Below are 26,272 nucleotides of genomic sequence, written 5' to 3' on the forward strand. Positions count from 1 at the left end.
CTTTGGCGCGGGCAATCGCGGCTTCAACAGCGGCTTTACGCGGATCGACCGCGTCCTGTTCAACCATCACCTGCTGATCCCCGGCCTTACGGGCTTTGGCACGGGCAATCGCCGCCTCGACAGCGGCTTTGCGTGGATCGACCTCCCCATCCGGTTGCGCTGTTTGCGCTTTTTCTGCCTGACGTGCGCGAGCCGCAGCCTTGCGTGCTTCACGCGCGGCGATGGCTTCACTGTTGTCAGGCTTCTCACCTGCAGGGATCACCACCGTCTGGGCAGCATTGGCTTTTTTCTCGCGAACGCGTGCCAGGGCGGCGTTAATGGCATCCTGATCTTTTTCGCCAGGCTGGACGGCGGCCTGCTTATGACGCTCCTGACGGGCCGCTTTTTCACGTTCCAGCCGCGCCTGACGTGCTTCAAAGCGCGCTTTGGCTTCTGCTGCACGTTTTTCTTCCATGGAGATGGCATAAATTTCGGCTTTCTCCTGGCGGAAGTATTGCACCAGCGGAATATTGCTTGGGCAGACCCAGGCGCAGGCGCCGCATTCGATGCAGTCGGCCAGGTTATGCGCTTTGGCTTTATCGTGTAGCTGGCCTTTGCTGTACCAGTAAAGCTGCTGCGGGAGCAGATCCGCCGGACAGGCATCGGCACAGGCGCTACAGCGGATACAGCCTTTCTCTTCCTGCACTTCGCCCATCTCGGTGGAAGAGGGAGCAAGCAGGCAGTTCGTGATTTTGACTACCGGGACATCCAGCCATGGCAGGGTAAAGCCCATCAGAGGGCCACCCATGATCACCATCTGATCGGTACCCGGGCAGAATTCAGCCTGCTCCAGTAAATGACGCACCGGCGTACCGAGGCGCGCCCAGACGTTACCCGGACGGGAGACCGATTCGCCAGTCAGCGTCACGACTCGTTCGGTTAACGGCTCGCCGTCAATTACCGCACGTTTCACGGCATAAGCTGTGCCGACGTTTTGCATCAGCACGCCGATATCCGAAGAACGTCCGCCGTGCGGCACTTGCTTCCCGGTGAGGATTTGCGTCAGCTGTTTTGCGCCGCCAGACGGGTACTTGGTCGGAATGACGCGCAGGGCGATATCATGGCTACCCGCCAGCACGGCGCGCAGCATGGAGATAGCCTGCGGTTTATTGTCTTCGATACCAATCAGCACTTCTCGCGGCTGCAAAATATGCGCGAGGATACGGATGCCTTCCACTACCTGAGCGGCGCAATCCTGCATCAGACGATCGTCGGCGGTGATATACGGCTCGCACTCTGCGGCATTGATAATCAGCGTCTGGATTTTATCGCTACCGCCGCGCAGCTTGACGCCGGTAGGGAAGCCCGCGCCGCCCAGCCCGGCAACGCCGAACTGGTGAATGCGCTCGATAAGCGCTTCGCGGCTCTGGCTGCGATAGTCGCTCCAGCCGTCACGTTCGATCCAGCGATCTTCGCCGTCGGCTTCAATGATCACGCTCAGCTCTGAAAGTGCCGACGGATGCGCCACCGTATGAGGGGCAATCGCGATCACTTTACCGGACGTTGGGGCGTGTACAGGCAGCATACGTCCGCGACCAAAGGTCAGCGGCTGACCGCGAAGGACGGTATCACCTTCTTTTACGCACAACTCACCTTCCGCGCCGATATGCTGCTTGAGCGGCATGACGTAACGCGTCGCCAGCGGAATCTGGCGCAGCGGCGTGCCGTTAGACTGGGTTTTCATCTCCGGCGGATGAATACCGCCGTCAAAGTCCCAGATCTTCTCTTTTCTGAAAGCAGAAAATAACTTAAGCATGTTGTTCCACAGGAATGTTGCGAACCGGAATGGTTTGAAGATCCCACTTCCAGCTTTCGGTAGTCGCTTCAACCGGGCGCAGCGTAATACATTGCGTCGGGCAGGGGGCTACGCAGAGGTTACAGCCGGTGCACAGATCCGCCACGACGGTGTGCATGGCGCGGGTGGCACCAACAATGGCGTCAACCGGGCAGGCCTGAATACATTTAGTGCAGCCGATGCAATTCGCCTCGTCGATCACGGCGAGGGCGCGGACCGGCTCCTGCACATCCGCATCGCCATCAACGGGCTGTGGGTCAACGTTAAGCAGGGCCGCAATTTTCAGCATCACCGCTTCGCCACCGGGCGCACAGCGGTTAATTTTCTCACCCTGAATGCCCACCGCTTCAGCGTAAGGGCGACAGCCAGGGTAGCCGCATTGCCCACACTGGCTTTGCGGCAGAAGCTCATCAATTTTTTCTACAACGGGATCGTCCTCTACCGCGAAACGGCGGGAGGCGTAACCGAGGATAAGGCCAAACGCTAACCCCAGGACGCTAATAGAGGCGATGGCAATCCAGATAGCATTCATTACAACTTCACCAGACCACTGAAGCCCATAAAGGCCAGAGACATTAAACCCGCGGTGACCAGCGCAATCGCGTTACCGCGGAAAGGCGCAGGGATATCCGCAGCGGCCAGACGTTCGCGAATCGAGGCGAACAGGACCATTACGAACGAGAAACCGACGGCGGCGGAAAAACCGTACAGCGCCGACTGCATAAAGTTATGGCCAAGGTTGATGTTCAACAGCGCCACGCCGAGTACCGCGCAGTTGGTGGTGATCAGCGGCAGGAAGATACCGAGCAGGCGATAGAGCGCCGGACTGGTTTTACGCACCACCATTTCGGTAAATTGCACAACAACGGCAATGACCAGAATAAAGGCCAGCGTACGGAGGTAGATTAACCCCAGCGGGATGAGGATCCAGGTATCTATCAACCACGCGCAAATCGATGCCATCGTCATGACGAAGGTGGTTGCCAGCCCCATGCCCATCGCCGTTTCCAGCTTTTTGGAAACGCCCATAAACGGGCACAGGCCAAGGAACTTCACCAGAACGAAGTTGTTAACCAGCACAGTGCCGACAAAGAGCAGTAAGTAATCGGTCATTATTTAGCCTGAAATAAAAAAGCCGCCTATTATCGGACAAACCGGGTCAGGCGACAACAGGTTATCTGTAAGGTTATTACGGGTTCACGAAGGTGTTTTTTACCCGCGTCGACCGTTTGAAATAGGGCACCAGCAGCGCCGCGGCCAGTAACGGGAAAAGTAGCTGGCGGACCGCAAGCACGTCAGACACCGGCGAGAACGCAAACGCCTTGACTGCCAGCAGGACTGAGATTAACAGCCAGATAATATAGTGCTTAGGCACCCCTTTGCGGCGTTTGAAGAAGGCGATGGTCAGCCACAGGGTGTAGTACCACATGCCGATCGCGAAAACGAAGGACACAAACCACATCGCAATATTAAGCACACTTTGCGACATCAGGGTCTGAATAGCGTGAGGGGTGATCAGTGCGGTAGTATAAAGCAGCAGCGCAAGCGATGCGCTTAACAAGGCAACCAGCAGCCATGCCAGTGGGGCGATTAACCAGCCTCCAATGCGTTCTCCAGGCGTTGCGGTCATGAACTCTCCCATAATCTGCGCGAAATGTTGTACAGCCAGTTTGCAGGGCGGAGAGTATATAACATTTCGCGCGGATGGCTACTTTCTTATAAAACGTAACGCCAGACAGACTTAGGCACTTCACCTACGTTGAACAAACGACCGCCGGAGACCAGCTCCGCACGGCGATGATCGGCGGCGCGATACATATTGATGATGTCCTGATTATCCGACAGGGTGTAGTTCAGGTGGTCAAACAGTTTTTCCAGGCTCTCAAGCGAATTGATCTTGCGAAATTTTAATAAATAGTCCTGAACTGTCATATTAATAAGTTTCCATATAAAAGTGAGTAATACCCGTTAAGGTAATTCGTTCGAATAATAAACGGATTAATAAAGACGTAAACAGCCCACTCAGGTAACGCGACGAAATTAGGAGTTTTCTTTGCTGAAATTCAGGCATCAGACGATGCCTGGAAGAGAAGGTTAACCGTGTTCACCTGGGCTGGCAATACGTAACTGACATAATATGTCACTCGTTATTGCAGTAACCGGTTACTTAGGTTGGGCGACTGTGACAGGCTCCGGCGGCTGGTAGTTATCGATGTGGCTGGCAACGCCGAGCAAAATGACCGATACCCCAAGAACAATCCATCCCGCTAATTCAATGATTCGATTAATAATTGATGTCATGACTCGTAATTGTACTTTATCCATAAATACAGGGAGCAAATGTTACAGCGAGGCCTCACCAACGGCAAGCGCTTTGGGAACGGTTCCCTTAAACAAAATCAGAAGGTTAATACTATGTAACGAAAACAACCGCCACAACCTGCTATTTTAAGTCATACGGCACATTATTAATCTGCGCTTATGCCAGGCTTGCCAGTGTGAAATAAGAACGTCATAAAAGAGGACGGCACTATGAGTGATAATATCCGCGTCGGTCTGATAGGTTATGGGTACGCGAGCAAAACGTTTCATGCACCTCTGATAGCCGGAACGCCCGGAATGATGCTGGCAGCAGTATCCAGTAGCGATGCTACCAAAGTCCATGCCGACTGGCCTTCCGTGCCGGTTGTCTCTGAGCCTAAACATCTCTTCAACGATCCGAATATTGATTTAATTGTCATCCCTACACCTAACGACACGCATTTCCCCCTGGCAAAAGCCGCGCTGGAAGCAGGAAAGCACGTCATTGTTGATAAACCTTTTACGGTGACGTTGTCACAGGCGCGTGAACTGGACTCGCTGGCAAAAGGCCTGGGCAGACTGCTTTCCGTTTTTCATAACCGCCGTTGGGACAGCGACTTCCTGACGGTAAAAACGCTACTCAGCGAAGGTACGTTAGGTGAGATCCTCTTTTTTGAATCGCACTTTGACCGTTTTCGCCCGCAGGTAAGACATCGCTGGCGGGAGCAGGCCGGTCCGGGGAGCGGCATCTGGTACGATTTAGCCCCTCATCTTTTGGACCAGGCTGTCAACCTGTTTGGTCTGCCGGTGAGCATGACGGTCGATCTGGCCCAGCTCAGACCCGGGGCGCAGACGACCGATTACTTCCACGCGGTGTTAAGTTATCCGCAGCGCCGCATCGTGCTGCATGGGACGATGGTCGCGGCCGCGGAATCTGCCCGTTATATCATTCACGGCACGCGGGGAAGCTATGTGAAGTTTGGCCTCGACCCACAGGAAGACCGTCTTAAAAACGGTGAGCGTTTGCCGCAGGAAGACTGGGGCTATGATATGCGCGACGGCGTGGTCACGCGGGTTGAAGGTGAGGTACTGGTTGAGGAAACGTTGCTGACGATGCCGGGCAACTATCCGGCCTATTATGCGGCTATTCGCGATGCGTTGAACGGAACAGGAGAAAATCCGGTTCCGGCCAGCCAGGCGATTCAGATTATGGAGCTGATTGAGCTGGGTATCGAATCTGCCAAACATCGCGCCACGCTCTGTCTGGCATAGGGTTCAGATACTGTAGGCCGGGTAAGGCGCAGCCGCCACCCGGCAAAAAGGCTTACGCGGTTGCCACTTTATTCCGCAGAGCCTGCTTCTCTTCCGGCGTCAGGAACGCAATTTCCAGACCGTTGATCTGCGCCTGACGGATCTGCTCGCGGCTCAGACCCGCCTGCGGTGCGGCGTTGTTGTACTCGTGGATGATATCCACGCCCTGTACCGCCGGATCGTCAGTGTTCAGCGAGGCCAGCACGCCGTGTTCCAGGAAGGTTTTCAGCGGGTGCTGCGCGAGCGTTGCCACGGTGCTGGTCTGAATATTGGACGTCAGGCACGATTCAATCCCGATACGCTGTTCTGCGAGGAAATCCATCAGGGCGCGATCTTCTACCGCCTTCACGCCGTGACCGATACGCTCGGCGCCGAGCTCACGAATGGCCTGCCAGATACTTTCCGGACCTGCCGCTTCACCCGCATGAACGGTAATGTGCCAGCCGGCATCGCGTGCGCGGTTGAAGTGAGAGAGGAACAGGCTGCCCGGGAAGCCCAGTTCATCACCGGCGAGATCGACGGCAGTGATGGCATCGCGATGGGCCTGCAGCGCCTCCAGCTCCTGCAGGCAGGCCGCTTCGCCAAACGTACGGCTCATAATACCAATCAGACGGGCCTGGACATCGTAGGTTTCACAGCCCTGGCGGACGCCTTCAATCACGGCTTCCACCACGCCTGCAACGGGCAGGTTGTGGGTCATCGCCATATAGCCCGGCGAGAAGCGCAGCTCAACGTAGTGCAGGCCGTTACGGGCCGCATCTTCAATGTTCTCAAACGCCACGCGGCGGCAGGCATCCAGCGAGGCCAGCATTTTCACGCCCCAGTCGAGTTTGCTCAGGAAGCTGACGAGGTCAGGTTCATTAGAGGTGACCTGAACGTGCGGGATCAATGACTCCAGCGTTTGAGCGGGAAGCGTTAAATTGTACTGGCGGCCAAGATCGAGGATGGTTTGGGCACGAATGTTACCGTCAAGGTGACGATGAATATCAGTTAAAGGCAGGCGTGTATCAATCATGGTCGCACTCTTTTCTGGTTAAAGTGCGCCATATTATAAAAACAAAACGGGGTAAAAAGCTATTTGCGCAAGGGAATATTCCGTTGCGCAAACTGATTACAGGAGCGTGTTAATTCCGGCAATGAGGCGTTTCACCCCTTGTTCCAGCTTGCTGCGCGGGCAGCCTGCGTTCAGGCGCACGAAACCGTTACCTTCGTTTCCGTAGGTATATCCCGGCATGATGGCCACTTTTTGGTGCTCAATCAGTACTTTTTGTAGCTCGTGGTCATCAATACTTAGCGGGCGCAGATCAACCCAGGCCAGATAGGTGGCCTCCGGCGGCTGCCAGTTCAGTTTCGGAAAAGCACTGTTTAATTCCTGCGCGATATACAGCAGATTTTCTTCGAGATAGTGCCTTAGGGCATCCAGCCACGGCGCTCCCTGCTGGTAGGCGGCGATATGTGCCGTCAGTGCCAGTACGGAGGGGGAAGAGAGTCCGTCCCGGCCTTTTAAGGCGCTGAGATAGCCGTTACGGCTCTCTTCTTCACCTATCAGGCCGTAAGCGCCCGTCAGCGCCGGAATATTAAAGCTTTTCGAGCCGGAGGTAAGCAGCGCCCATTTGCCGCGCGCCACCTCATTCCACGGCGTGTGACGATGCGCACCCCACACCATGTCCATATGAATTTCATCGCTGATGACCGCAACGTTATGGCGCACGCACAACTCTGCCATGTGGGTCAATTCTTCGCGGGTCCAGACCTTACCGGTTGGGTTTTGCGGGCTGCACAGGAGCAGGATTCTATTTTCCGGTTTCGCCAGTGCCGCTTCCAGAGCGGCCATATTGCCCAGCCAGCCAGAAGCATGCTTTTCCATCTCAACTGGCACCACATGACGCCCATTGCCTTCAATGGCTTTGTAAAACGCATCGTATGCCGGGGTGTGCACCACCACGCCGTCGCCAGGAGCGGACCAGAGACGAATCAGCTCGGATACCATGTAGATGACGGAAGGGCCATACACGATGGTTTCGGTATCAATGTGGCTGTTAAAGCGCTGGCGGAACCAGTGCGCGACGGCGGCGAGAAATTCATCGTTTTTCCAGCGGCTGTAGCCAAACACGCCGTGGTTGATGCGCTGGTGCAGCGCGTCAGTAATGCAGGGGGCGGTGGCGAAATCCATATCCGAGATGGTGAAGGGCAGCAGGTCGGGCGCGCCAAAACGGTCGGCGACGTAGTCCCACTGTGTACACCAGGTGCCGTGACGATCCACGACGGTAGAGAAATCAAACATCACGTGAGTCCTTAAAGTAAAACCCCCTCAGAGCGAGGGGGCGGGGCATCAGGCTTCTACTGTTCGCATCAGGGTTGCCAGCTCATCTTTCACCGACTGTACCTGCGGGCCGATAACCACCTGCAAATTGTGCTGATTTAACTGTACCACGCCGATCGCCCGGTTGGCTTTCAGGGCGTTGGTATCCACTTTTGACATATCCGCCACCGACAAACGCAGGCGGGTAATGCAGTTATCCAGCGAGGTAATGTTATCCGCACCGCCCAGCGCCGCCAGAATGGCAGGGGTGTTATAGCCGGATTTGCCCACGGTTCCTGCAACCGCCTGTTCGACGCTGGTGGCTGTTTCAACATCACGGCCTGGCGTTTTCAGGTTGAAGCGGGTAATGGCGAAGCGGAAGATGCCGTAGTACACCGCAAACCAGATGGCCGCCACGACCGGTACCAGATACCACTTGGTGGAAAGACCATGCAGGATACCGAACACCACGAAGTCAATCACGTTGCCGTCGGTATTACCGATAGTGACGCCCAGCACCGCCATGACGGTAAAGCCCAGACCGGTCAGCACGGCGTGGATGAGATACAGCACCGGCGCAACAAACAGGAACAGGAATTCGATAGGCTCAGTGGTCCCGCCGACGACGCAGGCGATCACGCCGGAGATCAGCAGCCCTTTAATTTTATGGCGGTTTTCCGGACGCGCGCAGTGGTACATCGCCAGTGCCGCACCCGGCAGGCCGCCAAGGAAGGCTGGCATTTTACCCTGAGACAGGAAGCGGGTGGCGCTTTCAGAGAAGCCATGAGTGGTCGGGCAGCTCAGCTGCGCCTGGAAGATGGTCAGCGCGCCGCTCACATCGTGACCGCACACCTCCATGGTACCGCCCGCTTCGGTGAAGCGAATCAGGGCGACCAGGATATGCTGCAGGCCAAACGGCAGCAGCAGACGCTCACCGGTACCGAAGATCATCGGACCAAAATCGCCCGCGCCGTTAATGATGCGGCCAATACCGTTGATGCCCATCGCAAAGACTGGCCAGATCAGCGGAATGATCAAACCAAACAGACCCATCACCACCAGGGTAATAATTGGTACAAAGCGGGTACCGCCGAAGAAGGCCAGGGCATCCGGCAGGCGAATATTGTGGAAGCGCTCGTGCAGCATCCAGATAATCACCCCGGCGATCACCGCGCCGAGGATCCCGGTATCAATCGACTGGATACCAATCACGCTCTGAATGTTATTGGCTTTCAGCACGGCAGCGTCGGTGGCCGGCAGAATGCCTTTCGCGGTCAGCCAGAAGTTAACCGCCAGGTTCATCACTGCGTAACCCACAAAACCGGCAAACGCCGCCACACCTTTGTTCTCGCGCGCCAGACCCAGCGGAATGGCGATACAGAACATCACAGGCAGGAAGCTAAATGCGAAGGAGCCGACTTTACTCATCCAGATGAAGATCGCCTGCAGTATGGGGGTACCGAGGAACGGGATCAGGGTAATGACGTCTTTACTGCTCAGTGAGCTGCCGATCCCGAGCATGATCCCACAGAACGAGAGGAGTGCCACGGGCAGCATAAAGGTTTTACCCAGTTGCTGGAAAAACTCCCACAGCGATATTTTTTGTGCTGCTTTCGCCGTCATAAAACGACTCCTTTATTGTTAAAATCAGTTTATCTGCTTCAATGCTGCGAGAAGATAAAACGTTTTATCAAAGTTTAGTGCGCGCTAAATCACATTCTCAGGCTTTGACTGGTAGTATAAAGATAACGTATTGATAAAACGTTTTACCGATCTCATTTCAGGGAGTCACGCCGACACATGGCTGTAGCGAAAAAAATCACCATCAACGATGTCGCGCTGGCGGCGGGGGTCTCCGTCAGTACCGTTTCTCTGGTGCTGAGCGGAAAAGGGCGCATCTCGCCTGCCACCGGGCAGCGAGTTAACGAGGCGGTTGAACAATTAGGCTTTGTGCGTAACCGCCAGGCGTCGGCGCTGCGCGGTGGGCAAAGCGGGGTGATTGGCCTGATTGTCCGGGATCTGACGTCTCCGTTTTATGCAGAATTGACCGCCGGGTTAACCGAAGCGCTTGAAGCGCAGGGGCGGATGGTCTTTCTGCTGCACGGCGGACGCGAAGCCGATCAGCTCCTTTCCCGGCTGGATATGCTGCTCAACCAGGGCGTGGACGGGGTGATCGTCGCCGGGGCGTCGGGCGTAGGTAGCGAACTGTGCGAGCGTGCCGCCGAAAAAGGCGTGCCGCTGGTCTTTGCTTCGCGCGCCAGCTACCTGGACGAAGCGGATACGCTGCGCCCGGATAACATGCAGGCCGCGCAAATGTTGACCGAGCATCTTATTCGTCGCGGTCATCAGCGCATTGCCTGGCTGGGGGGTAAAAGTTCGTCCCTGACCCGCGCCGAACGGGTCGGCGGCTACTGCGCGACGTTGATCAAATACGGTCTGCCGTTCCACAGTGAATGGGTTGTTGAATGTGAGTCCAGCCAGAAGAAAGCGGCTGAAGCGATAAATGCGCTGTTGCGAAGCAACCCGACGATCAGCGCCGTGATTTGCTACAACGATGTGATTGCTATGGGGGCCTGGTTTGGCCTGATCCGCGCCGGGCGGCAGAGCGGTGAGGGCGGGGTGGAAACTTTCTTTGGCCATCAGGTCTCGCTGGGGGCGTTCGCCGACGTCGGTGAAAACGCGCTGGATGACCTGCCGATCGTCTGGGCCACCACTCCCGCGCGGGAGATGGGTTATACGCTGGCGGACAGAATCATGCAGCGCATCGAGAATACGGATGTCCAGGCCGGGCACCAGATTGTGGCGGCGCGCCTGGTCACCGTGAAATAAACGCCTCTGCACATCGCCCGGCGGCAACGGCCCCCGATCGTAGGCCGGGTAAGCGTCAGCGCCACCCGGCAATAAAAAACCCCTCGCATGAGGGGTTTTGACGTTTACTGCTGCGGTGCCGCCGGTTCGGCTGGCGCTGCGGGTTCAGCCGGTTCCGGCATCCCCAGCGTCGGCATACCAAACATGCCGACGAAGTCTTCCAGCGGCATTTTGTCGCCGTTGAGCGTAACCTGACCATTGGTGTACTGCAGGCTGGTGGAGATGGTATTGTTTTCCACCTTCGTGATGCGGAACATCTGGCCCATCGCCGCCAGGCCTTTCACCTGCTGGTTCGCCAGTTTACCGGCGTCTTCGTCGCCGTAGCCTTCCAGCTTCGCAATCTGGGTCATAAACTCGGTTGCCATATCCATCGGGATAGTCAGCTTGCTGTCGAGGGACTTCACGCTGCGATCCACTTCCTGCGCCAGCGTCTGCGGTTCACCCGTTGCGGTTGCCGGATCTTTCAGGAACAGAGACAGGTTGAAGTTGGTTTCGCCTTTGCTGTTTTTCCAGCTCAGTGGTGCAACGGTGATCACCGGCTCGCCTTTCAGCAGGATCGGCAGGTTGTTGAACAGCACCGTCATCGCCTGCTGCTGATACGCTTCCGGATTCTGTTGCAGAGCGGTATTGGTCAGCAACGCCTGGCTCTCTTTGCTGTATTTCTGGCTAAATTCATGCCACGCCTGGCCGTCGATATTGCCGATCTTCAGCGAGAGTTTGCCGGTGCCCAGATCCTGGTTCTGGACCTTCAGGCTTTTCAGCGTGTAGTCCAGCTGGGTGTTGATGCTTTTCCCGTCTTTGGAAACGTCGGATTTGCCGTTGACGTCCATGCCTTCCAGCACGGCCATCTCTTTACCTTCAATCGCGATAGCAATCTTATCAACGGAGAGCGTCTGATCGCCGATACGCTCTTTAAAATCGGTCATACGGCTGTTGCCGTCGGCCTTCAGCTTATTGAAGGTGAGCTGAACTTTTTGGTTGTATTCGTTTACGGCGTTGACCAGGCCGCTTTCCGCTTCACCCGTCAGGGAGAAGACATTGCCATCCCGATCCGCGTCGACTTTGAAATTGCCGCCGCTGAAGGCGACTTTCTCATTCTCTTTCTCATAGTTCAGCGCTTTCAGAGCAATATCAGAACTCGTATCACCGGAGTAGCTGATGCGGGTGTTAATGTCGAAAGGGGATTCATTCTTTGCCAGGTCAAACAACGGTTTAGTGACGTCGTTATTCACCAGCACGGTGTGAACTGATGCCATGGACGGTATCAGATTAAACGATTTCAACTGTGCCAGCGGGAGCGGACCGTGGCTGACCACTTCATCCAGCACCACGCTCTGGCCTGGCTTCAGCCAGCCGTTTTCATTACCGGCCATTGGCTTCACCACCAGTTGCATATGGCTGGTGAACACGCCGCGCTGATAGTTCTGATAGCTCAGTTCCAGACCTGCTTCCGGCGCGCTGCGCTTAATCTCTCCATTAGCCTGTGCTACCATCTCAGCCAGACGGCCTTCCAGCTGTTTCCCGGTAAACCAGGAGGCACCCGTCCAGACCACGCCTAACGCTACAATCACTCCAACCGCTACGACCGATTTTTTCATTGCGACTATCCCTAAAATGAAACCAGGCGGTAAAAACCGCCCGGAGATATTAAGCCTGCAACTAGCTTAGCAAGAGTTGTTAAAAAATTCAGTAAGTGCTTAAAGCTTATTGAAAACGCGCGCCAGACGACCGGTACCGCTTACGCTAACCGGAGACTCATTCGCTGCAACGAACGCTGACTCACCGGGCTTAAGTACCAGACGCTGTTCACCTTTGTGCAGCGTGGCTTCGCCTTCGACACAGAACAGGATTGCTGCACTTTCCTGCGCAATGGTGGTTTCGGTCGGGCTCAGGTCGTGCAGGGAGAAGGCAAAATCGTCCACCGGGATCGGGAAGTCCAGCTCTGCACCTGTTTTGACAGGCTGGGTGAGCAGCTCACCTGCCGGTTTTGCCACAAACTTCACGTTGGCAACCAGCTCAGGAATATCGATATATTTCGGCGTCAGGCCCGCGCGCAGCACGTTATCGGAGTTGGCCATCACCTCCAGCGCCACGCCCTGCAGGTAGGCGTGCGGGGTTTCCGCGAACAGGAACATCGCTTCGCCCGGGTTCAGTTTCACCACGTTCAGCAGCAGGGGAGAGAACAGGCCGCTGTCGTCCGGGTAGAACGCGGAAATCAGACGGATGGTTTCCCACGGTTCACCGTGCTGGCTGTCCAGCGTCGCTTTCAGCACCGCCAGCGCGTGAGATTTCTCTTCACCCTGCATATTCAGCAGGCTGGCAAACAGCTGGCTCAGCGCGTCGGCATTCGGGTTTTCAAGGAAGTGGGCGATAGCCTTGTTAGCACCCGCGACCGGTTGCAGCAGGGAAACGATCTCGGAAAATTCGCGGAATGCGTTCATCGCCAGGAACGGGGTCAGCGCAAAGACCAGTTCCGGCTTGTGATTCGGATCTTTGTAGTTACGCTCGGCAGCGTCTAACGGGATACCCGCCGCGTTCTCTTTCGCAAAGCCGATTTCAGAGGCTTTTTTGTTCGGGTGAACCTGGATGGAGAGCGGCTGGTCGGCACACAGGACTTTAAACAGGAACGGCAGTTCACCGAAGCGCTGAGCAACGTTGTCGCCCAACAGCGCGGATTTATCGGCATCGATCACGTCACGCAGGCTGCGTACCTGGCCGCTGGCGTCTGCAATTTTTGAGCTGCTCTTCGGGTGTGCCCCCATCCACAGCTCTGCCATCGGCAGGTTGTTGGGGTTAGCGATACCGTAGAGATCCGTTAACGCAGTTTTACTTCCCCAGGCGTAGTTTTGCACTGAGTTAATGAGTTTTTGCATTATCAAGCCCTGATTCAATTGTGGAATTAACTTCGGGTATTAAAGCAATAAACCACATGGAAGTAACCTGTGGATGTAAAAAGTCGTACTAGTCTCAGTTTTTGTTAAAAAATTGTGTAGGATAAGCTGACTCGCTTTTAAGCCGGGCAGCGGAACATCTGCCCTGAATAAACAGACCGAAGCAGTAAGTGAGAGAACAATGTCGAATAAACCCTTCCATTATCAGGATCCTTTCCCCCTCAGTAAGGATCAGACCGAGTATTACCTGTTAACCCGCGATCACGTCTCCGTTTCTGAGTTTGAAGGACAAGAGATCCTTAAGGTGGATCCGCAGGCGCTGACGCTGCTGGCGCAGCACGCTTTCCACGACGCCTCGTTTATGCTCCGTCCTGCGCATCAGCAGCAGGTAGCCGATATTCTGAGCGACCCGGAAGCCAGCGAGAACGATAAATACGTTGCCCTGCAGTTCCTGCGTAACTCCGATATCGCGGCGAAAGGCATTCTGCCAACCTGTCAGGACACCGGCACGGCGATTATCGTTGGTAAAAAAGGCCAGCGCGTCTGGACCGGCGGCGGTGATGAAGCGGCGCTGGCCCACGGTGTTTACAACACGTATACCGAAGATAACCTGCGCTACTCGCAAAACGCGGCGCTGGATATGTACAAAGAGGTCAACACCGGCACCAACCTGCCCGCACAGATAGATCTCTACAGCGTCGACGGTGATGAGTACAAATTCCTCTGCATCGCCAAAGGCGGCGGTTCGGCCAACAAAACCTATCTCTACCAGGAAACCAAAGCGCTGCTCACCCCGGGCAAGCTGAAGAACTACCTGGTCGAGAAAATGCGTACTCTCGGTACGGCTGCATGCCCGCCGTACCACATCGCGTTTGTGATTGGCGGTACCTCGGCTGAGAGCACGCTGAAAACCGTCAAACTGGCCTCAACCAAATACTATGACGGTCTGCCAACGGAAGGTAATGAACACGGCCAGGCATTCCGCGACGTGCAGCTTGAGCAGGAGCTACTGGAAGAAGCGCGTAATCTGGGGCTCGGCGCACAGTTTGGCGGTAAATACTTTGCTCACGACGTCCGCGTGATCCGTCTGCCGCGTCACGGGGCATCCTGCCCGGTCGGCATGGGCGTTTCCTGCTCTGCGGATCGCAACATCAAGGCGAAGATCAACCGCGAAGGCATCTGGATCGAAAAACTGGAAAACAACCCAGGCAAATACATCCCTGAAGAACTGCGTAAAGCGGGTGAGGGGGAAGCGGTTCGCGTTGACCTTAACCGTCCGATGAAAGAGATCCTGGCCCAGCTTTCTCAGTACCCGGTGTCGACCCGACTCTCTCTGAACGGTACGATTATCGTCGGTCGTGACATTGCGCACGCGAAGCTGAAAGAGCGTCTGGATAACGGTGAAGGGCTGCCGCAGTACATTAAAGATCACCCGATCTACTACGCAGGACCGGCCAAAACGCCTGAAGGCTATGCTTCCGGCTCGTTAGGTCCTACCACGGCGGGCCGTATGGACTCCTACGTTGACCAGCTGCAGGCCAACGGCGGCAGCATGATCATGCTGGCAAAAGGCAACCGTAGCCAGCAGGTAACGGACGCATGCCATAAGCATGGCGGTTTCTACCTTGGCAGCATCGGCGGCCCGGCGGCGGTCCTTGCGCAGGGCAGTATCAAGAGCCTGGAATGCGTGGAATACCCGGAACTGGGTATGGAAGCCATCTGGAAAATTGAAGTGGAAGATTTCCCGGCGTTTATCCTGGTGGATGACAAAGGTAACGACTTCTTCAAGCAAATCCAGTCGTCCCAGTGTTCAGCGTGTGTGAAGTAAGTTAAAACCTTGTCGGGTGGCGTTAGCGCCACCCGACTCCAAGAAGAGCGCACAAAGCGCCATAACGTTTCTCAGAAGTCATCAATACTTATCTCTTAAGCATGTGAGCAATCCCGACAGTGTTATCAAGGAGAAAGTAATGACAACGGTACGCCATGAGAAAGACTCTATGGGCGCAATCGAGGTTCCGGCTGACAAGCTATGGGGCGCGCAAACCCAGCGTTCGCTGGAGCACTTCCGTATTTCGACCGAAAAAATGCCCGTCTCGCTGATTCAGGCGCTGGCACTCACCAAACGTGCAGCGGCAAAAGTAAACCAGGATTTAGGCCTGCTGGGCGCAGATAAAGCCAGCGCGATCATTAATGCCGCCGACGAAGTGCTAGCCGGTAAACATCCCGACGAATTTCCCCTCGCCATCTGGCAAACCGGTTCCGGTACCCAAAGCAACATGAACATGAACGAAGTGCTGGCGAACCGGGCAAGTGAACTGCTGGGCGGCGTGCGCGGCATGGAGCGTAAGATCCACCCGAACGATGACGTTAACAAAAGCCAGAGTTCCAACGACGTCTTCCCGACGGCGATGCACGTAGCGGCGGTGATCGCGATCCGCGAGCAGCTTATTCCGCAGCTCAACGTGCTCAAAACCACGCTCAACGAGAAAGCGCAGGCCTTCCGCGACATCGTTAAAATTGGCCGTACTCACCTTCAGGACGCTACGCCACTGACGCTCGGTCAGGAGATTTCCGGCTGGGTGGCGATGCTGGAACATAACCTGAAGCATATCGAGAACAGTTTGCCCCATCTGGCGGAGCTGGCGCTCGGTGGCACGGCGGTCGGTACCGGGTTAAATACGCATCCTGAGTACGCGGTGCGCGTGGCGAAGGAGCTTGCGGCCATTACCGGACAGCCATTCGTCACGGCGCCCAATAAATTCGAAGCGCTGGCGACCTGCGATGCGCTGGTTCACACCCACGGCGCGCTGAAAGGTCTGGCGGCTTCGCTGATGAAAATTGCCAACGACGTCCGCTGGCTGGCCTCAGGGCCGCGCTGCGGTATCGGTGAAATCAGCATTCCGGAAAACGAGCCGGGCAGCTCTATCATGCCGGGTAAAGTCAACCCGACCCAGTGCGAAGCCATGACCATGCTCTGCTGTCAGGTGATGGGCAACGACGTGGCCGTTAACCTGGGCGGCGCGTCCGGCAACTTCGAGCTAAACGTCTATCGTCCGATGGTGATTCATAACGTGCTGCAATCTGTTCGTCTGCTGGCCGACGGGATGGAGAGCTTTAACGAGCATTGTGCGGTGGGCATAGAGCCAAACCGCGAGCGCATCAGCCAGCTGCTGAATGAGTCTCTGATGCTGGTCACCGCACTCAATACCCATATCGGCTACGACAAGGCCGCCGAGATCGCCAAAAAGGCGCACAAAGAGGGGCTAACGCTGAAAGCTGCCGCTCTGGCGCTGGGTTATCTAACGGAGGCGGAATTTGACGCCTGGGTTCGCCCGGAAGCGATGGTCGGCAGTCTGAAATAATCATCCCGCCACATACAGGTGCAGCCGCGGAATAATCAGCTGTAGCGGCTGCGCCTGAGGCCGATAACGGTGCTGAACATTTTCAGCGTCGTAATTCAGCAGCTCACCAATATCCGGCACGATGGCGCCCTGATCGGCATCATAAAGCGCAATCAGCGGCGTCGGGCAGGCATATTGTACCTGTTTTTGCTGACCGGAATACCAGACGCGAGCGATAGGCTGCACCTTTACCGGACGCTTAATTTTGAGGCGCGTATCCGCCGGTAACGAGGCGATGCTGTGATACTCCTGCTCCAGACGCTCAATCCACTGTTCACGCGACCACGGTGCAACGGTACGCGGTGCCTTAAGACTTTTTTCCAGCTGCGCCAGCACCTCATCCCGGGTGAAGTTTTTAATGATGTGCTTATTCGCCCAGCCGAAGCGCAGCGTGGCGGGGTGACGCAGTGCGGTCAGCGTGCGGTAGGCATTAAGGGTAATTAATCCCGGAAGCTGGCGGTGCACCCACTCAAACCGGGCGGCCGGAGCGAGGCCGGACTCTTCGGTCACTATCTTCTCAAACGTTGCTTTCAGGGCGTTGATATGCGCAATCTGGTTTTCCAGCGCCTCGCGCGTGGTGGCATCGGTTTGCAGGCAGATCACGCCCGGCAGGCGCACGGCCGCCTTGCTGCTGCGCTGTTCCGACTGCTGCTGAATAAAAAGGTGGCGGTAGTGCTTCAGGGCCAGCTCAAGCGCGGCGCTGCCGATATGCTGCTTCACCTCAATGGCGTCGAGCGGATCGTGCTCCGCGCCTTTGGCGATATCGGGCAGGGTAAAGACGCGCGCGGCCAGCAGGCGGCAGGTCTGTAAACGCGCGGTCAGCGTCAGCAATTCGTGTTCTATTTCGCGGAACGTGCTGTTCAGCCGTTCGATGAGATCGTAGGTTGCCATAAGCACTCTCATTAGTTACAACATACTTATCATATAGCACAGCACGCCGGGTCAGGCCAGCGTGCGGTTAAGGTCAGACAGGGACGGGAAGGGCGATGTTATGGTACACCGGCCAGTTAAAGCAGAAGCGTGCGCCGCCGAGTTCGCTCTCCTCACAATGCACCGTGCCGCCCATGGCCTGCGCGATAGAGTAAACAATGGCCAGCCCCAGTCCGCACCCGCCGGTGGCGCGATCGCGGCTGGGATCGAGGCGGACAAACGGTTCAAATACGGTTTCTCGTGCTTCCGGGGCAATTCCCGGTCCATCGTCTTCAACTGTCAGGCTTGCCTGGTTACCCTGCAAATCCAGTCCAATCTGTAGCGTACTTTCGCTGTAGCGCATGGCGTTGTTCAGCAGGTTATCAAGCACGCGCTCCATCAGCCGCATATCGAGCGCGCCGTAATCGCCGGGTGTGACGCGCGTCAACAGCGTGCGTTGCGGGTTCACGCTCTGGACATCATCAATATGGGTTTGCAGCCAGGCGGGCAGATCTGGCGCACTGAGGTTCAGCTCGTTTTGTGGGCGGTCGAGGCGCGCGTAGGTGAGCAGCTCTTCAATCAGCGCTTCAAGCTGACCAATATCGCGGTTTAGCGCGAGTGACTCCGCTTCTGTCAGATTCTCGCTCATCTCCAGACGATAACGCAGGCGAACCAGTGGCGTGCGCAGCTCGTGGGCAATACCGTCGATTAGCTGTTTTTTACTGGCGATCAGGGCATTGATGTTATCGGCCATCTGGTTAAAGGCCACGCCCAGCCGCTCAAAGCTGGAACCGCTGTCGAAGTGAATGCGCTCGGTGAAATGCCCCTCGCCAAAACGCTGTGCGGCGGATTCCAGCTTCAGCATGTCCTGCCAGTGGGGACGCATCCAGATAAAGACCGGAAACGCGAGCGAAATGGCGATAAAGGCCATCAACGCCATGTCCAGCAGGCGCATCTGGTGAAGATAATAGAGATAAGGAACCGGCCCGACAGCCAGCACATAATGGCTGCGCGGAATACGCTGGATAAAGGTGTATTTCTCATCCAGCGCCACGATATCGCCATCGCGCAGGCGCTGCATTGCGGGCGGATCTAACTCGAAATCTTTTAATGGCTCGATGCGTAAATCAAATGACAGGTTCAGATCGAGTTCTTTGAGGGTGTTCGCCCAGTCGTGCGGCGGGATCTCTCTGAGTTCGCTCCGCATCAGATACAGCGAGCTTTTCATCAAATCGTCCAGCGACTGCCTGCCCGCACGTTCGGCGGTAAATTTATAGACCAGCCCGACCAGCATGGTCATGACCAGGAAGCAGACAAACAGTAAAAGATAAAACTGCACAAACAGCTTTTTCATTCCATCTCACCGGAAAAACGCGATAGGCAGAATATACATGAAAAACCCCACCTGTTTTCATGTCTGTGACGCCTCTTACATTGCGTGCGCACTTCTTTTGACCTTGGCGATGAGTTTTTCCGTGACGGCCAGACCTTCCGCAATGTGCGTATCAATCACGTCCGTTCCGAAGTCCCTGATTAAGTCCAGGAGCATTTCGTAAGACTGAATCAGTTCCAGCAGGTCAAAGAGCGCTTTTAGGTCGGTACCTGAGGGGGAGGATTGCTTAAAGGTTAGCTGATTAACAATCCATTCAAGATTGGTTTTGATGGCTTCTACTTCATGGTAGCTATACATATTTCATAGGCTTAAATCCTCACTTCAAGATTTCATGGGAGGGAATGTGCGGAAGAGGTGTAAGCAGGTAGCGGGGCCGGTGCGGCCTGAAGAAGAGACAATTGAACTTTAATTATGGATTAGATAGCGTGCTTAGCAAGTATTTGTTGCGCAAACGGGTAATTAAACGCGAGAAAGAGAAGGCATCGCGGTGTAATGCCTTCATTTCGAGCATGTTTGGTTAGCCGGTGAGCGTAATCAGGTTTCCCAGGCGTGCGGGGCAAACAGATAACCTTTGTTACGCACGGTTTTAATGCGGTAGGGCTCGGTGGCATTATCCTGCAACTTTTTGCGCAGGCGCGAAATCGCAACGTCGACGCTGCGGTCCATGCCGTCATAGCTCACGCCACGCAGGTTTTTCAGCAGCGCGTCACGGTCCATGATTTGCCCGGCATGCGTTGCCAGTTCCCACAGCAGGTCAAAATCGGCGGTGGAGAGGGCGATAAGCTCGCCGGAAAGCAGCACCTGGCGGTTGATCGGATCGATAGACAGCGTACCAAAACGCATCGCTTTGTGCGGCGTCAGAGAGGGGGCGGGCGATTCGCGTTCGACACTTGCGTGCTGGCGCAAATGCAGGCGCAGACGGGCAAGCAGAACGGCAGGCGGTGTGGTTTTCAGAATGTAATCGTTGGCACCCATCTCCAGCGACAGGATATGGTTCATATCGCTGTCCAGAGAGGTGAGCAACACGATAGGACCTTCCCAGCGGGCGCGCAGGTCGCGGCAGAGGGTCATGCCGTCTTTGCCAGGCAACATGATATCCAGCAGCACCAGGTCCGGGTTTTCACGGACGACCACCTCTTCGGCCCGATCGCCGCGAGGCTCAACAATGACGTCCATATCATGTTTGCCCAGATAGGCGGCGATCAACTGCCCGACTTCGGGTTCGTCTTCAACATAAACAATCTTATTCATACAACGTCTGTTTTCGTGAAAAAAGCCAACATACACCGCGGAACCTTAACCTTCCATTAATCTTTCAAAATTAACGCCGCTTCCGTTATTCTGGCTCATATTGTTATTTGATTGTTATAGGAAAAAGTATGGGGCTGGTGATCAAAGCGGCGCTGGGAGCGCTGGTGGTGTTACTGATAGGCATTCTGGCAAAAACCAAAAACTACTATATTGCCGGGCTGATCCCGCTGTTCCCGACCTTTGCGCTTATTGCCCATTATATTGTGGCGTCTGAACGGGGAACCGAGGCGCTACGCACCACCATTGTGTTTGGTATGTGGTCTATCATCCCCTATTTTCTCTACCTGCTTTCGTTATGGTATTTCACCGGTTTTCTACGGCTTCCCCTGGCGCTGGGCGGGGCAGTGGTTTGCTGGGGGCTCAGCGCCTGGGTGTTAATTTTCTTCTGGAGCCGCTTTCACTAGCGTAACGGGCGGCCGCCGTCCACGGCAAAGGTTCTGCCGGTGACATAGCAACTGGTGAGCAGGTAATCCACAAGGTCGATCACCTCTTTCTCGCCTGGGGCTATTTTCATGAGCGACTTATTGAGCGCCTGCTGGCGATACTCCGCATCATCGTTTTCATTAAATAAAATCATCGCCGGAGCGATGGCATTCACCTTCACCTCAGGCGCGAGCTTGCGGGCGAACGAACGCGTCATGTTATCCAGCGCGGCTTTACTGGCCGCATAGGCGATGTGCTTGTCGCTGCCGCGTTCCACTACATAGTCGGTGAAGTGAATAATGTCCCCCGCAGCATGACCATGGCCACGCAGCAGATCCTGCAGGGCGTGGTTAAGCAGATAAGGGGCATTGACGTGGATCTGCAGCATCGCGGAGAGCGTTTCGCTGAGTGACGTGCCGGGTTTCTCGGCCCGCCAGGCGCTGGCGTTATGGATCACGGCGCGCAACCCCGTGGTGGTGGCTTTCACCTTCTCAGCAAAGGCCAGAATGCCCTCATCAGTGGAAAAATCGGCCTGAATACAGACGGCTCCGGCTTTGCGCAAACCCTCAATTGACGGGTATTCCGTACGGTAACTGACAATGACCGGATGGCGAAGGTTGAGAAAATGATGGGCGAGGGCGAGGCCGATACGGCGGCCTCCACCCGTGATCAGTATTGGGCGAAGCGGTGTATTTCCCATCGTATTCTCCTTTACAGTTCAACAATGGGAAAGACGAGGGCTATCCCATTAACATCCAGGTTGCCGGAACGGCAGCAACCAGTAACAGTCCGATTAAGGCCATCTCACGCCGTCTCAGCGCGTTCTCCAGTTGATGCGTACGGCGGGCGTAGATAAACACCAGCAGACCCGGCGCATACAGCACTACCGACAGCAGCAGATGCATAGGCCCGGAAGCATACAACAACCACAGACCGTAAATACAGGCCCCGATACCCACGATATAATGCGCCGGACGCGTGGCGATTTTTAACAAATACGCGCCCACTAAGAAATAGGGTACCAGAATCATCTCTGAGGCGATGGTCAGCAGGGTGTTATAGTCTGAACCTGTGAGCCAGATCAGCACCAGACAGACCTGAACGCTAATATTGGTCAGCCAGAGAGACGCTGAAGGGGCATTATTTTGGTTTTGACGGGCAAACAGGCGTGGAAACGCTTTGTGCGTCGCGGCCAGGAACGGCACTTCAGCCGCCATGATGGTCCAGCTCAGGTACGCGCCGCAGACGGAGACGATCAATCCCGCGGCAATCACAACGTCACCCCACGGGCCAAGCATTTTCACCATCAGCCCGGCCATTGACGGGTTACGCATTTCGGCCAGTTCAGGACGCGCCACCACGCCCAGCGACAGCAGCGTGACCAGCAGATACACGCCCAACGCTGCCAGGACAGCCAGCAGCGTGGCACGGCCCACATCACGTTTGTTACGCGCGCGGGCAGAGACCACGACTGCCCCCTCAACGCCGATGAATACCCACAGGGTGATCAGCATCGTGTTTTTCACCTGCTCCCAGACCGGAACGCCCAGCGCAATGCCGCTGAAATCAAGCGTAAACACATCAAGACGAAACGCAATAAAGGCCAGTACGATAAACAGGCCGAGCGGCACCAGTTTCGCCAGCGTTGCCACCAGGTTGATGCTGGCGGCGGTCTGGACGCCGCGCAAAATCAGCCAGTGAACGACCCAGAGCAGCACCGAGGCACCGACAATTGATTGCCAGGTATTGCCGTCACCAAACAGACGCAGTTCAGGCGTATCGGTAAAGAAGCTGAGCGCTGAGAAAACGATCACCAGATAGGAGACGTTGGCGATCACCGCGCACAGCCAGTAGCCCCAGGCGGAGCAGAAGCCGATCAGCTCGCCAAATCCTTCACGCGCATAGGTGAAAATACCGCCGTCCAGATCGGGGCGAATGCGGGTGAGCAGCAGCATGGCGAACGCCAGCAGCAATATCCCGACGCCGGTAATCCCCCAGCCGATGAGTAACGCGGCGGGGCTTGCGACGGCAGCCATGTTCTGCGGTAAACTGAATACGCCCGCACCCAGCATTGAGCTTAAAACGAGTGCAGTCAGAGCACTCAGGCCAAGTTTCTTTTCCATTGGCTTCCTGTTATGAAAAGTCCAAATCCAGAATAATTATTTCGCTGCGGCGCATAAAAATGGTGGATTACACTAAGGCGCGGGATTTTACGGAGTGTCACGAAAGCATGCAATGATGTGTGGCAGAAATTCGAAAAAAGTAACAAAAAAAGGCGGCATTGCGCCGCCTTTGGTCAATGATTTTGTTACTTGTACAGATCGGCGCTGATGGTCACGTTGTTACCACGTTCCTGCCACTGGCGGGTGATATGGTAATACTTCGCCCCTTTCTTCGCCGCACGCTTCGCGACCTGGTAAGAGACTTCCGTCATGTTGCCGTAGTTGCCGGTAAACTTGATGCTGTCGAACGGCACCATCTGTGCAGCAGTGGCTTTGTTCAGCTCTTCAATTTTGGTGCCGTCTGGCAGCGTCACGGAATAGCGGCCACCTTTCGTGGATTGCGTTTCAAAGAAACGGCCCACTTCAGCGCTTGGTGCCGCAGTCGTCGCTACGCCTGGAATTTCAACTTTCTTCGCTTCTTCGCCGCCTTTCGCTATCGCCGCGCGACCCGCTTCGGAGTCAGCAGGGATGGCATCCGGGCTCTGCAGAACGCGTTTCTTCGCATCTTCTTTATAGATGAATGCGGTAATACGCTGGTTGCCGCCCTGGTTAGCATCCACCTGGCGCACGATATAGAACGAGTAGGCCCCTTTCTCTTTCGCGGCTTTGGTGATGGCATCGTTCACTTCAGGCTGGCTGCGATAGAAGCCCTGAACGGTAACGGTGTCGTACGGTTCCAGCTCAATCGCCTGATCTTTTGGCAGCTCAACGATACCGTTAATCACACGGTTTTTCGGTGCGTCTGCTTTTGGCGCATTGTCTTTATACAGCGCAATGGTTACGCGCTGGTTGCCGCTGTTGCCATAATCAGACTGGTCAACAACGTAAAACGAGGCCGCCCCGTTTTTATCAGCGGCTTTTGATGCGGCGGCGACGGCATCGCCAATAGAATTATAACGACCCACAATGACCGTATGGTCAAAAGGTTTTAACGCTGCCGCTTGCTCTGGCGTTAACTCTGTTGCGGCATTCGCAGACAGGGCGGTCGCACAGAGAAGTGCGGACGCCAGGAGTGTGTTCTTAAGCTTCATAAAAATAATCCTTCGCCTTGCGCAAACCATGTACTGGTATTGTTGTTAATTTGAGACGGCCCCGATTATGGCATTTAAAACCCGTCGCTGTCTGCGCCATTTTTCACTGCCTGTGCTCACTGAATTAACGAATTCGATAACATTTAGTGATATGTTGAAAAAACAGGCGTTTGACAAGTAAAACTGATAAAGCATATGACTTTTACAAGTTAATTTAATGTTAATAACTTGTTCTCTTATGGCGCTATATCATGTTTTTACCGCTTCGCTTGCGCTATTTATCGGTTCTGGCGATGAATTTAAGGTAAATATCACTGTCAGTGACGCCGATCGCTTATTTTTCACAGATAAAGTAAGAAATAGTGTTTTCTGGCGGTAGATCACGGGCGCTATTTTCAGTAGGTTATAGACAGTTTGTTACTGTTTTATTTTCCGGGGTTAATCATCTCTCATCGCTATGAGAATGGCGAAAATTGATACAAACCGCGGGCATTTATCGACAAACCATCATCAAAAACCGATGGAAGGGAAAACTATGCGTATTGGGGTACCAAAAGAACGGTTAGCCAATGAAACCCGCGTAGCGGCAACACCGAAAACGGTGGAGCAACTGCTTAAGCTGGGTTTTACCGTCGCGGTTGAAAGCGGCGCAGGCAAACTGGCGAGTTTCGATGACGAGGCCTTTATCCAGGCGGGTGCGGAAGTGGTGGACGGTGCTGAAGTCTGGCAGTCGCCGGTTATTCTGAAGGTTAACGCACCGGAAGAGAGTGAGATTGCGCTGCTGAATCCGGGCACCACGCTGGTGAGCTTCATCTGGCCTGCGCAAAATCCAGCGCTTATGGAGAAGCTGGCTGCACGTGGCGTGACCGTGATGGCGATGGACTCCGTGCCGCGTATTTCGCGCGCGCAGTCGCTTGATGCCTTAAGCTCCATGGCTAACATTGCGGGTTATCGCGCGATTGTGGAAGCGGCTCACGAATTTGGTCGTTTCTTTACCGGTCAGATCACCGCGGCGGGGAAAGTCCCTCCGGCAAAAGTCATGGTGATTGGTGCGGGTGTGGCAGGGCTTGCCGCAATCGGTGCGGCAAACAGCCTCGGCGCTATCGTGCGCGCATTTGATACCCGTCCGGAGGTGAAGGAACAGGTCCAGAGTATGGGTGCCGAATTCCTTGAGCTGGACTTCAAGGAAGAAGCGGGCAGCGGTGACGGTTACGCGAAAGTCATGTCCGAAGCCTTTATCAAAGCCGAAATGGAACTCTTCGCCGCTCAGGCGAAAGATGTCGACATTATTGTGACCACCGCGCTGATTCCGGGTAAACCTGCGCCGAAGCTTATCACCCGTGAGATGGTGGATTCCATGAAGCCGGGCAGCGTGATTGTCGACCTGGCGGCGCAAAACGGCGGTAACTGTGAGTACACCGTTGCTAATCAGGTGACGACCACCGCCAACGGCGTGAAGGTGATCGGCTATACCGATCTGCCAGGCCGCCTGCCAACGCAGTCGTCTCAGCTGTACGGCACCAACCTGGTTAACCTGCTGAAGCTGCTGTGCAAAGAGAAAGACGGAAACGTCACCGTTGATTTCGACGATGTCGTGGTGCGTGGTGTTACCGTTGTCCGTGATGGTGAAATCACCTGGCCGGCACCGCCGATTCAGGTTTCTGCTCAACCTCAGGCCGCGCCGAAAGCGGCGCCAGAGCCAAAAGAACCCGCTAAACCGGCGTCTCCATGGCGTAAATACGCCATCATGGCGCTGGTCATTATCCTGTTCGGCTGGCTGGCTGACGTCGCGCCGAAAGAGTTCCTCGGCCACTTTACCGTCTTCGCGCTCTCCTGCGTGGTCGGTTACTACGTGGTGTGGAACGTCTCCCACGCGTTGCACACGCCGCTGATGTCGGTAACCAACGCCATCTCCGGGATTATCGTGGTCGGGGCGTTACTGCAGATTGGTCACGGCGGCTGGATCAGCTTCCTGAGCTTTATTGCGGTGCTGATCGCCAGTATCAATATTTTCGGTGGTTTCACCGTGACTCAGCGCATGCTGAAAATGTTTCGTAAAGGCTAAGGGGTAGCAT

At 55.4% G+C, this 26,272-nt stretch carries 24 protein-coding genes; 6 read left to right on the forward strand and 18 right to left on the reverse strand.

Annotated features, from left to right (window positions below; translation table 11 throughout):
• The 6 genes from rsxC to blr all read right to left on the reverse strand — a co-directional run.
• A partial coding sequence (gene rsxC / locus L977_RS05290) for an electron transport complex subunit RsxC (protein WP_047625153.1) occupies positions 1–1,795 on the reverse strand: 1,795 nt, incomplete at its 3' end.
• Positions 1,788–2,366, reverse strand: a complete 579-nt coding sequence (gene rsxB / locus L977_RS05295) for an electron transport complex subunit RsxB (protein WP_023337191.1) — start codon at positions 2,364–2,366, stop codon at positions 1,788–1,790. The genes rsxC and rsxB, both read right to left, overlap by 8 nt.
• On the reverse strand, positions 2,366–2,947 hold the full coding sequence (gene rsxA / locus L977_RS05300) for an electron transport complex subunit RsxA (RefSeq protein WP_014883581.1): 582 nt from the start codon (positions 2,945–2,947) through the stop codon (positions 2,366–2,368). The genes rsxB and rsxA overlap by 1 nt, the downstream gene beginning before the upstream one ends.
• A 76-nt stretch (positions 2,948–3,023) precedes the next feature.
• Positions 3,024–3,464: a DUF2569 domain-containing protein gene (locus L977_RS05305; RefSeq protein WP_023337192.1), complete on the reverse strand. Its 441-nt coding sequence runs from the start codon at positions 3,462–3,464 to the stop codon at positions 3,024–3,026.
• An 86-nt stretch (positions 3,465–3,550) separates the two neighbouring features.
• Entirely contained in the window at positions 3,551–3,766 is a 216-nt protein-coding gene (gene ydgT, locus L977_RS05310) for a transcription modulator YdgT (RefSeq protein ID WP_013096896.1), read from the reverse strand.
• A gap of 231 nt (positions 3,767–3,997) precedes the next feature.
• The gene (blr, locus tag L977_RS23110) at positions 3,998–4,123 is read right to left on the reverse strand and encodes a division septum protein Blr (RefSeq protein ID WP_168112406.1); all 126 of its coding nucleotides are present in this window, start codon (positions 4,121–4,123) and stop codon (positions 3,998–4,000) included.
• 243 nt (positions 4,124–4,366) lie between these two features.
• On the opposite strand from blr, the gene L977_RS05315 reads away from it, so the two are divergent.
• Positions 4,367–5,407, forward strand: coding sequence for an oxidoreductase (locus L977_RS05315; protein ID WP_047625159.1), 1,041 nt, complete (start codon positions 4,367–4,369; stop codon positions 5,405–5,407).
• 52 nt (positions 5,408–5,459) lie between these two features.
• Here the strand turns inward: L977_RS05315 and add are convergent, their stop codons facing one another.
• The 3 genes from add to malX all read right to left on the reverse strand — a co-directional run bounded on the left by add (position 5,460) and on the right by malX (position 9,371).
• A complete protein-coding gene (add, locus tag L977_RS05320) occupies positions 5,460–6,461 on the reverse strand; it encodes an adenosine deaminase (RefSeq protein ID WP_047625161.1) in 1,002 nt (333 codons plus the stop codon).
• Between the two features lie 96 nt (positions 6,462–6,557).
• On the reverse strand, positions 6,558–7,730 hold the full coding sequence (locus L977_RS05325; RefSeq protein WP_047625162.1) for a MalY/PatB family protein: 1,173 nt from the start codon (positions 7,728–7,730) through the stop codon (positions 6,558–6,560).
• A gap of 48 nt (positions 7,731–7,778) precedes the next feature.
• Positions 7,779–9,371 carry a maltose/glucose-specific PTS transporter subunit IIBC gene (malX, locus tag L977_RS05330; RefSeq protein WP_047625164.1) on the reverse strand — a complete coding sequence of 531 codons (1,593 nt, stop codon included), beginning with the start codon at positions 9,369–9,371 and terminating at the stop codon, positions 7,779–7,781.
• A 177-nt stretch (positions 9,372–9,548) separates the two neighbouring features.
• Between malX and L977_RS05335 the strand changes: the two genes are divergently transcribed.
• Positions 9,549–10,577 (forward strand): Mal regulon transcriptional regulator MalI, encoded by a 1,029-nt coding sequence (locus L977_RS05335; protein WP_014883587.1) that lies wholly within the window; start codon positions 9,549–9,551, stop codon positions 10,575–10,577.
• Between the two features lie 104 nt (positions 10,578–10,681).
• Here the strand turns inward: L977_RS05335 and L977_RS05340 are convergent, their stop codons facing one another.
• Together L977_RS05340 and manA are read right to left on the reverse strand one after the other, a co-directional pair.
• Positions 10,682–12,214, reverse strand: a complete 1,533-nt coding sequence (locus L977_RS05340; RefSeq protein WP_047625167.1) for a YdgA family protein — start codon at positions 12,212–12,214, stop codon at positions 10,682–10,684.
• A gap of 99 nt (positions 12,215–12,313) precedes the next feature.
• Positions 12,314–13,489, reverse strand: a complete 1,176-nt coding sequence (manA, locus tag L977_RS05345) for a mannose-6-phosphate isomerase (protein ID WP_014883589.1) — start codon at positions 13,487–13,489, stop codon at positions 12,314–12,316.
• A 199-nt stretch (positions 13,490–13,688) separates the two neighbouring features.
• Here manA and fumA point away from each other — a divergent pair, with 199 nt between their 5' ends.
• Complete coding sequence (gene fumA, locus L977_RS05350; RefSeq protein ID WP_014883590.1) at positions 13,689–15,335, forward strand: class I fumarate hydratase FumA; 1,647 nt, start codon at positions 13,689–13,691, stop codon at positions 15,333–15,335.
• 139 nt (positions 15,336–15,474) lie between these two features.
• Complete coding sequence (fumC, locus tag L977_RS05355) at positions 15,475–16,869, forward strand: class II fumarate hydratase (protein WP_047625170.1); 1,395 nt, start codon at positions 15,475–15,477, stop codon at positions 16,867–16,869.
• On the opposite strand, the gene tus is transcribed toward fumC, so the two are convergent.
• The 4 genes from tus to rstA form a co-directional block, all read right to left on the reverse strand.
• Positions 16,870–17,799: a DNA replication terminus site-binding protein gene (tus, locus tag L977_RS05360; protein ID WP_023330261.1), complete on the reverse strand. Its 930-nt coding sequence runs from the start codon at positions 17,797–17,799 to the stop codon at positions 16,870–16,872.
• Positions 17,800–17,872: 73 nt separating this feature from the next.
• Positions 17,873–19,171 (reverse strand): two-component system sensor histidine kinase RstB, encoded by a 1,299-nt coding sequence (gene rstB, locus L977_RS05365; protein WP_014883593.1) that lies wholly within the window; start codon positions 19,169–19,171, stop codon positions 17,873–17,875.
• Positions 19,172–19,246: 75 nt separating this feature from the next.
• Positions 19,247–19,507 carry a hypothetical protein gene (locus tag L977_RS05370; RefSeq protein ID WP_014883594.1) on the reverse strand — a complete coding sequence of 87 codons (261 nt, stop codon included), beginning with the start codon at positions 19,505–19,507 and terminating at the stop codon, positions 19,247–19,249.
• 237 nt (positions 19,508–19,744) lie between these two features.
• Positions 19,745–20,461: a two-component system response regulator RstA gene (rstA, locus tag L977_RS05375; RefSeq protein WP_032636775.1), complete on the reverse strand. Its 717-nt coding sequence runs from the start codon at positions 20,459–20,461 to the stop codon at positions 19,745–19,747.
• 128 nt (positions 20,462–20,589) lie between these two features.
• Here rstA and L977_RS05380 point away from each other — a divergent pair, with 128 nt between their 5' ends.
• A complete protein-coding gene (locus tag L977_RS05380) occupies positions 20,590–20,925 on the forward strand; it encodes a GlpM family protein (protein WP_014883596.1) in 336 nt (111 codons plus the stop codon).
• Here the strand turns inward: L977_RS05380 and folM are convergent.
• From folM to ydgH, 3 genes are all read right to left on the reverse strand, one after another.
• Complete coding sequence (gene folM, locus L977_RS05385) at positions 20,922–21,644, reverse strand: dihydromonapterin reductase (protein WP_014883597.1); 723 nt, start codon at positions 21,642–21,644, stop codon at positions 20,922–20,924. The two genes, L977_RS05380 and folM, sit on opposite strands and share 4 nt — an antisense overlap.
• A gap of 40 nt (positions 21,645–21,684) precedes the next feature.
• A complete protein-coding gene (locus tag L977_RS05390; RefSeq protein WP_023330267.1) occupies positions 21,685–23,067 on the reverse strand; it encodes an amino acid permease in 1,383 nt (460 codons plus the stop codon).
• A gap of 185 nt (positions 23,068–23,252) precedes the next feature.
• The gene (gene ydgH / locus L977_RS05395; RefSeq protein WP_014883599.1) at positions 23,253–24,197 is read right to left on the reverse strand and encodes a DUF1471 family protein YdgH; all 945 of its coding nucleotides are present in this window, start codon (positions 24,195–24,197) and stop codon (positions 23,253–23,255) included.
• A gap of 535 nt (positions 24,198–24,732) precedes the next feature.
• Between ydgH and pntA the strand changes: the two genes are divergently transcribed.
• Positions 24,733–26,262 (forward strand): Re/Si-specific NAD(P)(+) transhydrogenase subunit alpha, encoded by a 1,530-nt coding sequence (pntA, locus tag L977_RS05400; protein ID WP_023330268.1) that lies wholly within the window; start codon positions 24,733–24,735, stop codon positions 26,260–26,262.
• Positions 26,263–26,272 lie beyond the last annotated feature (10 nt).

The sequence above is a fragment of the Enterobacter sp. ZOR0014 genome, assembly GCF_000798855.1.
Taxonomy (GTDB): domain Bacteria; phylum Pseudomonadota; class Gammaproteobacteria; order Enterobacterales; family Enterobacteriaceae; genus Enterobacter; species Enterobacter kobei.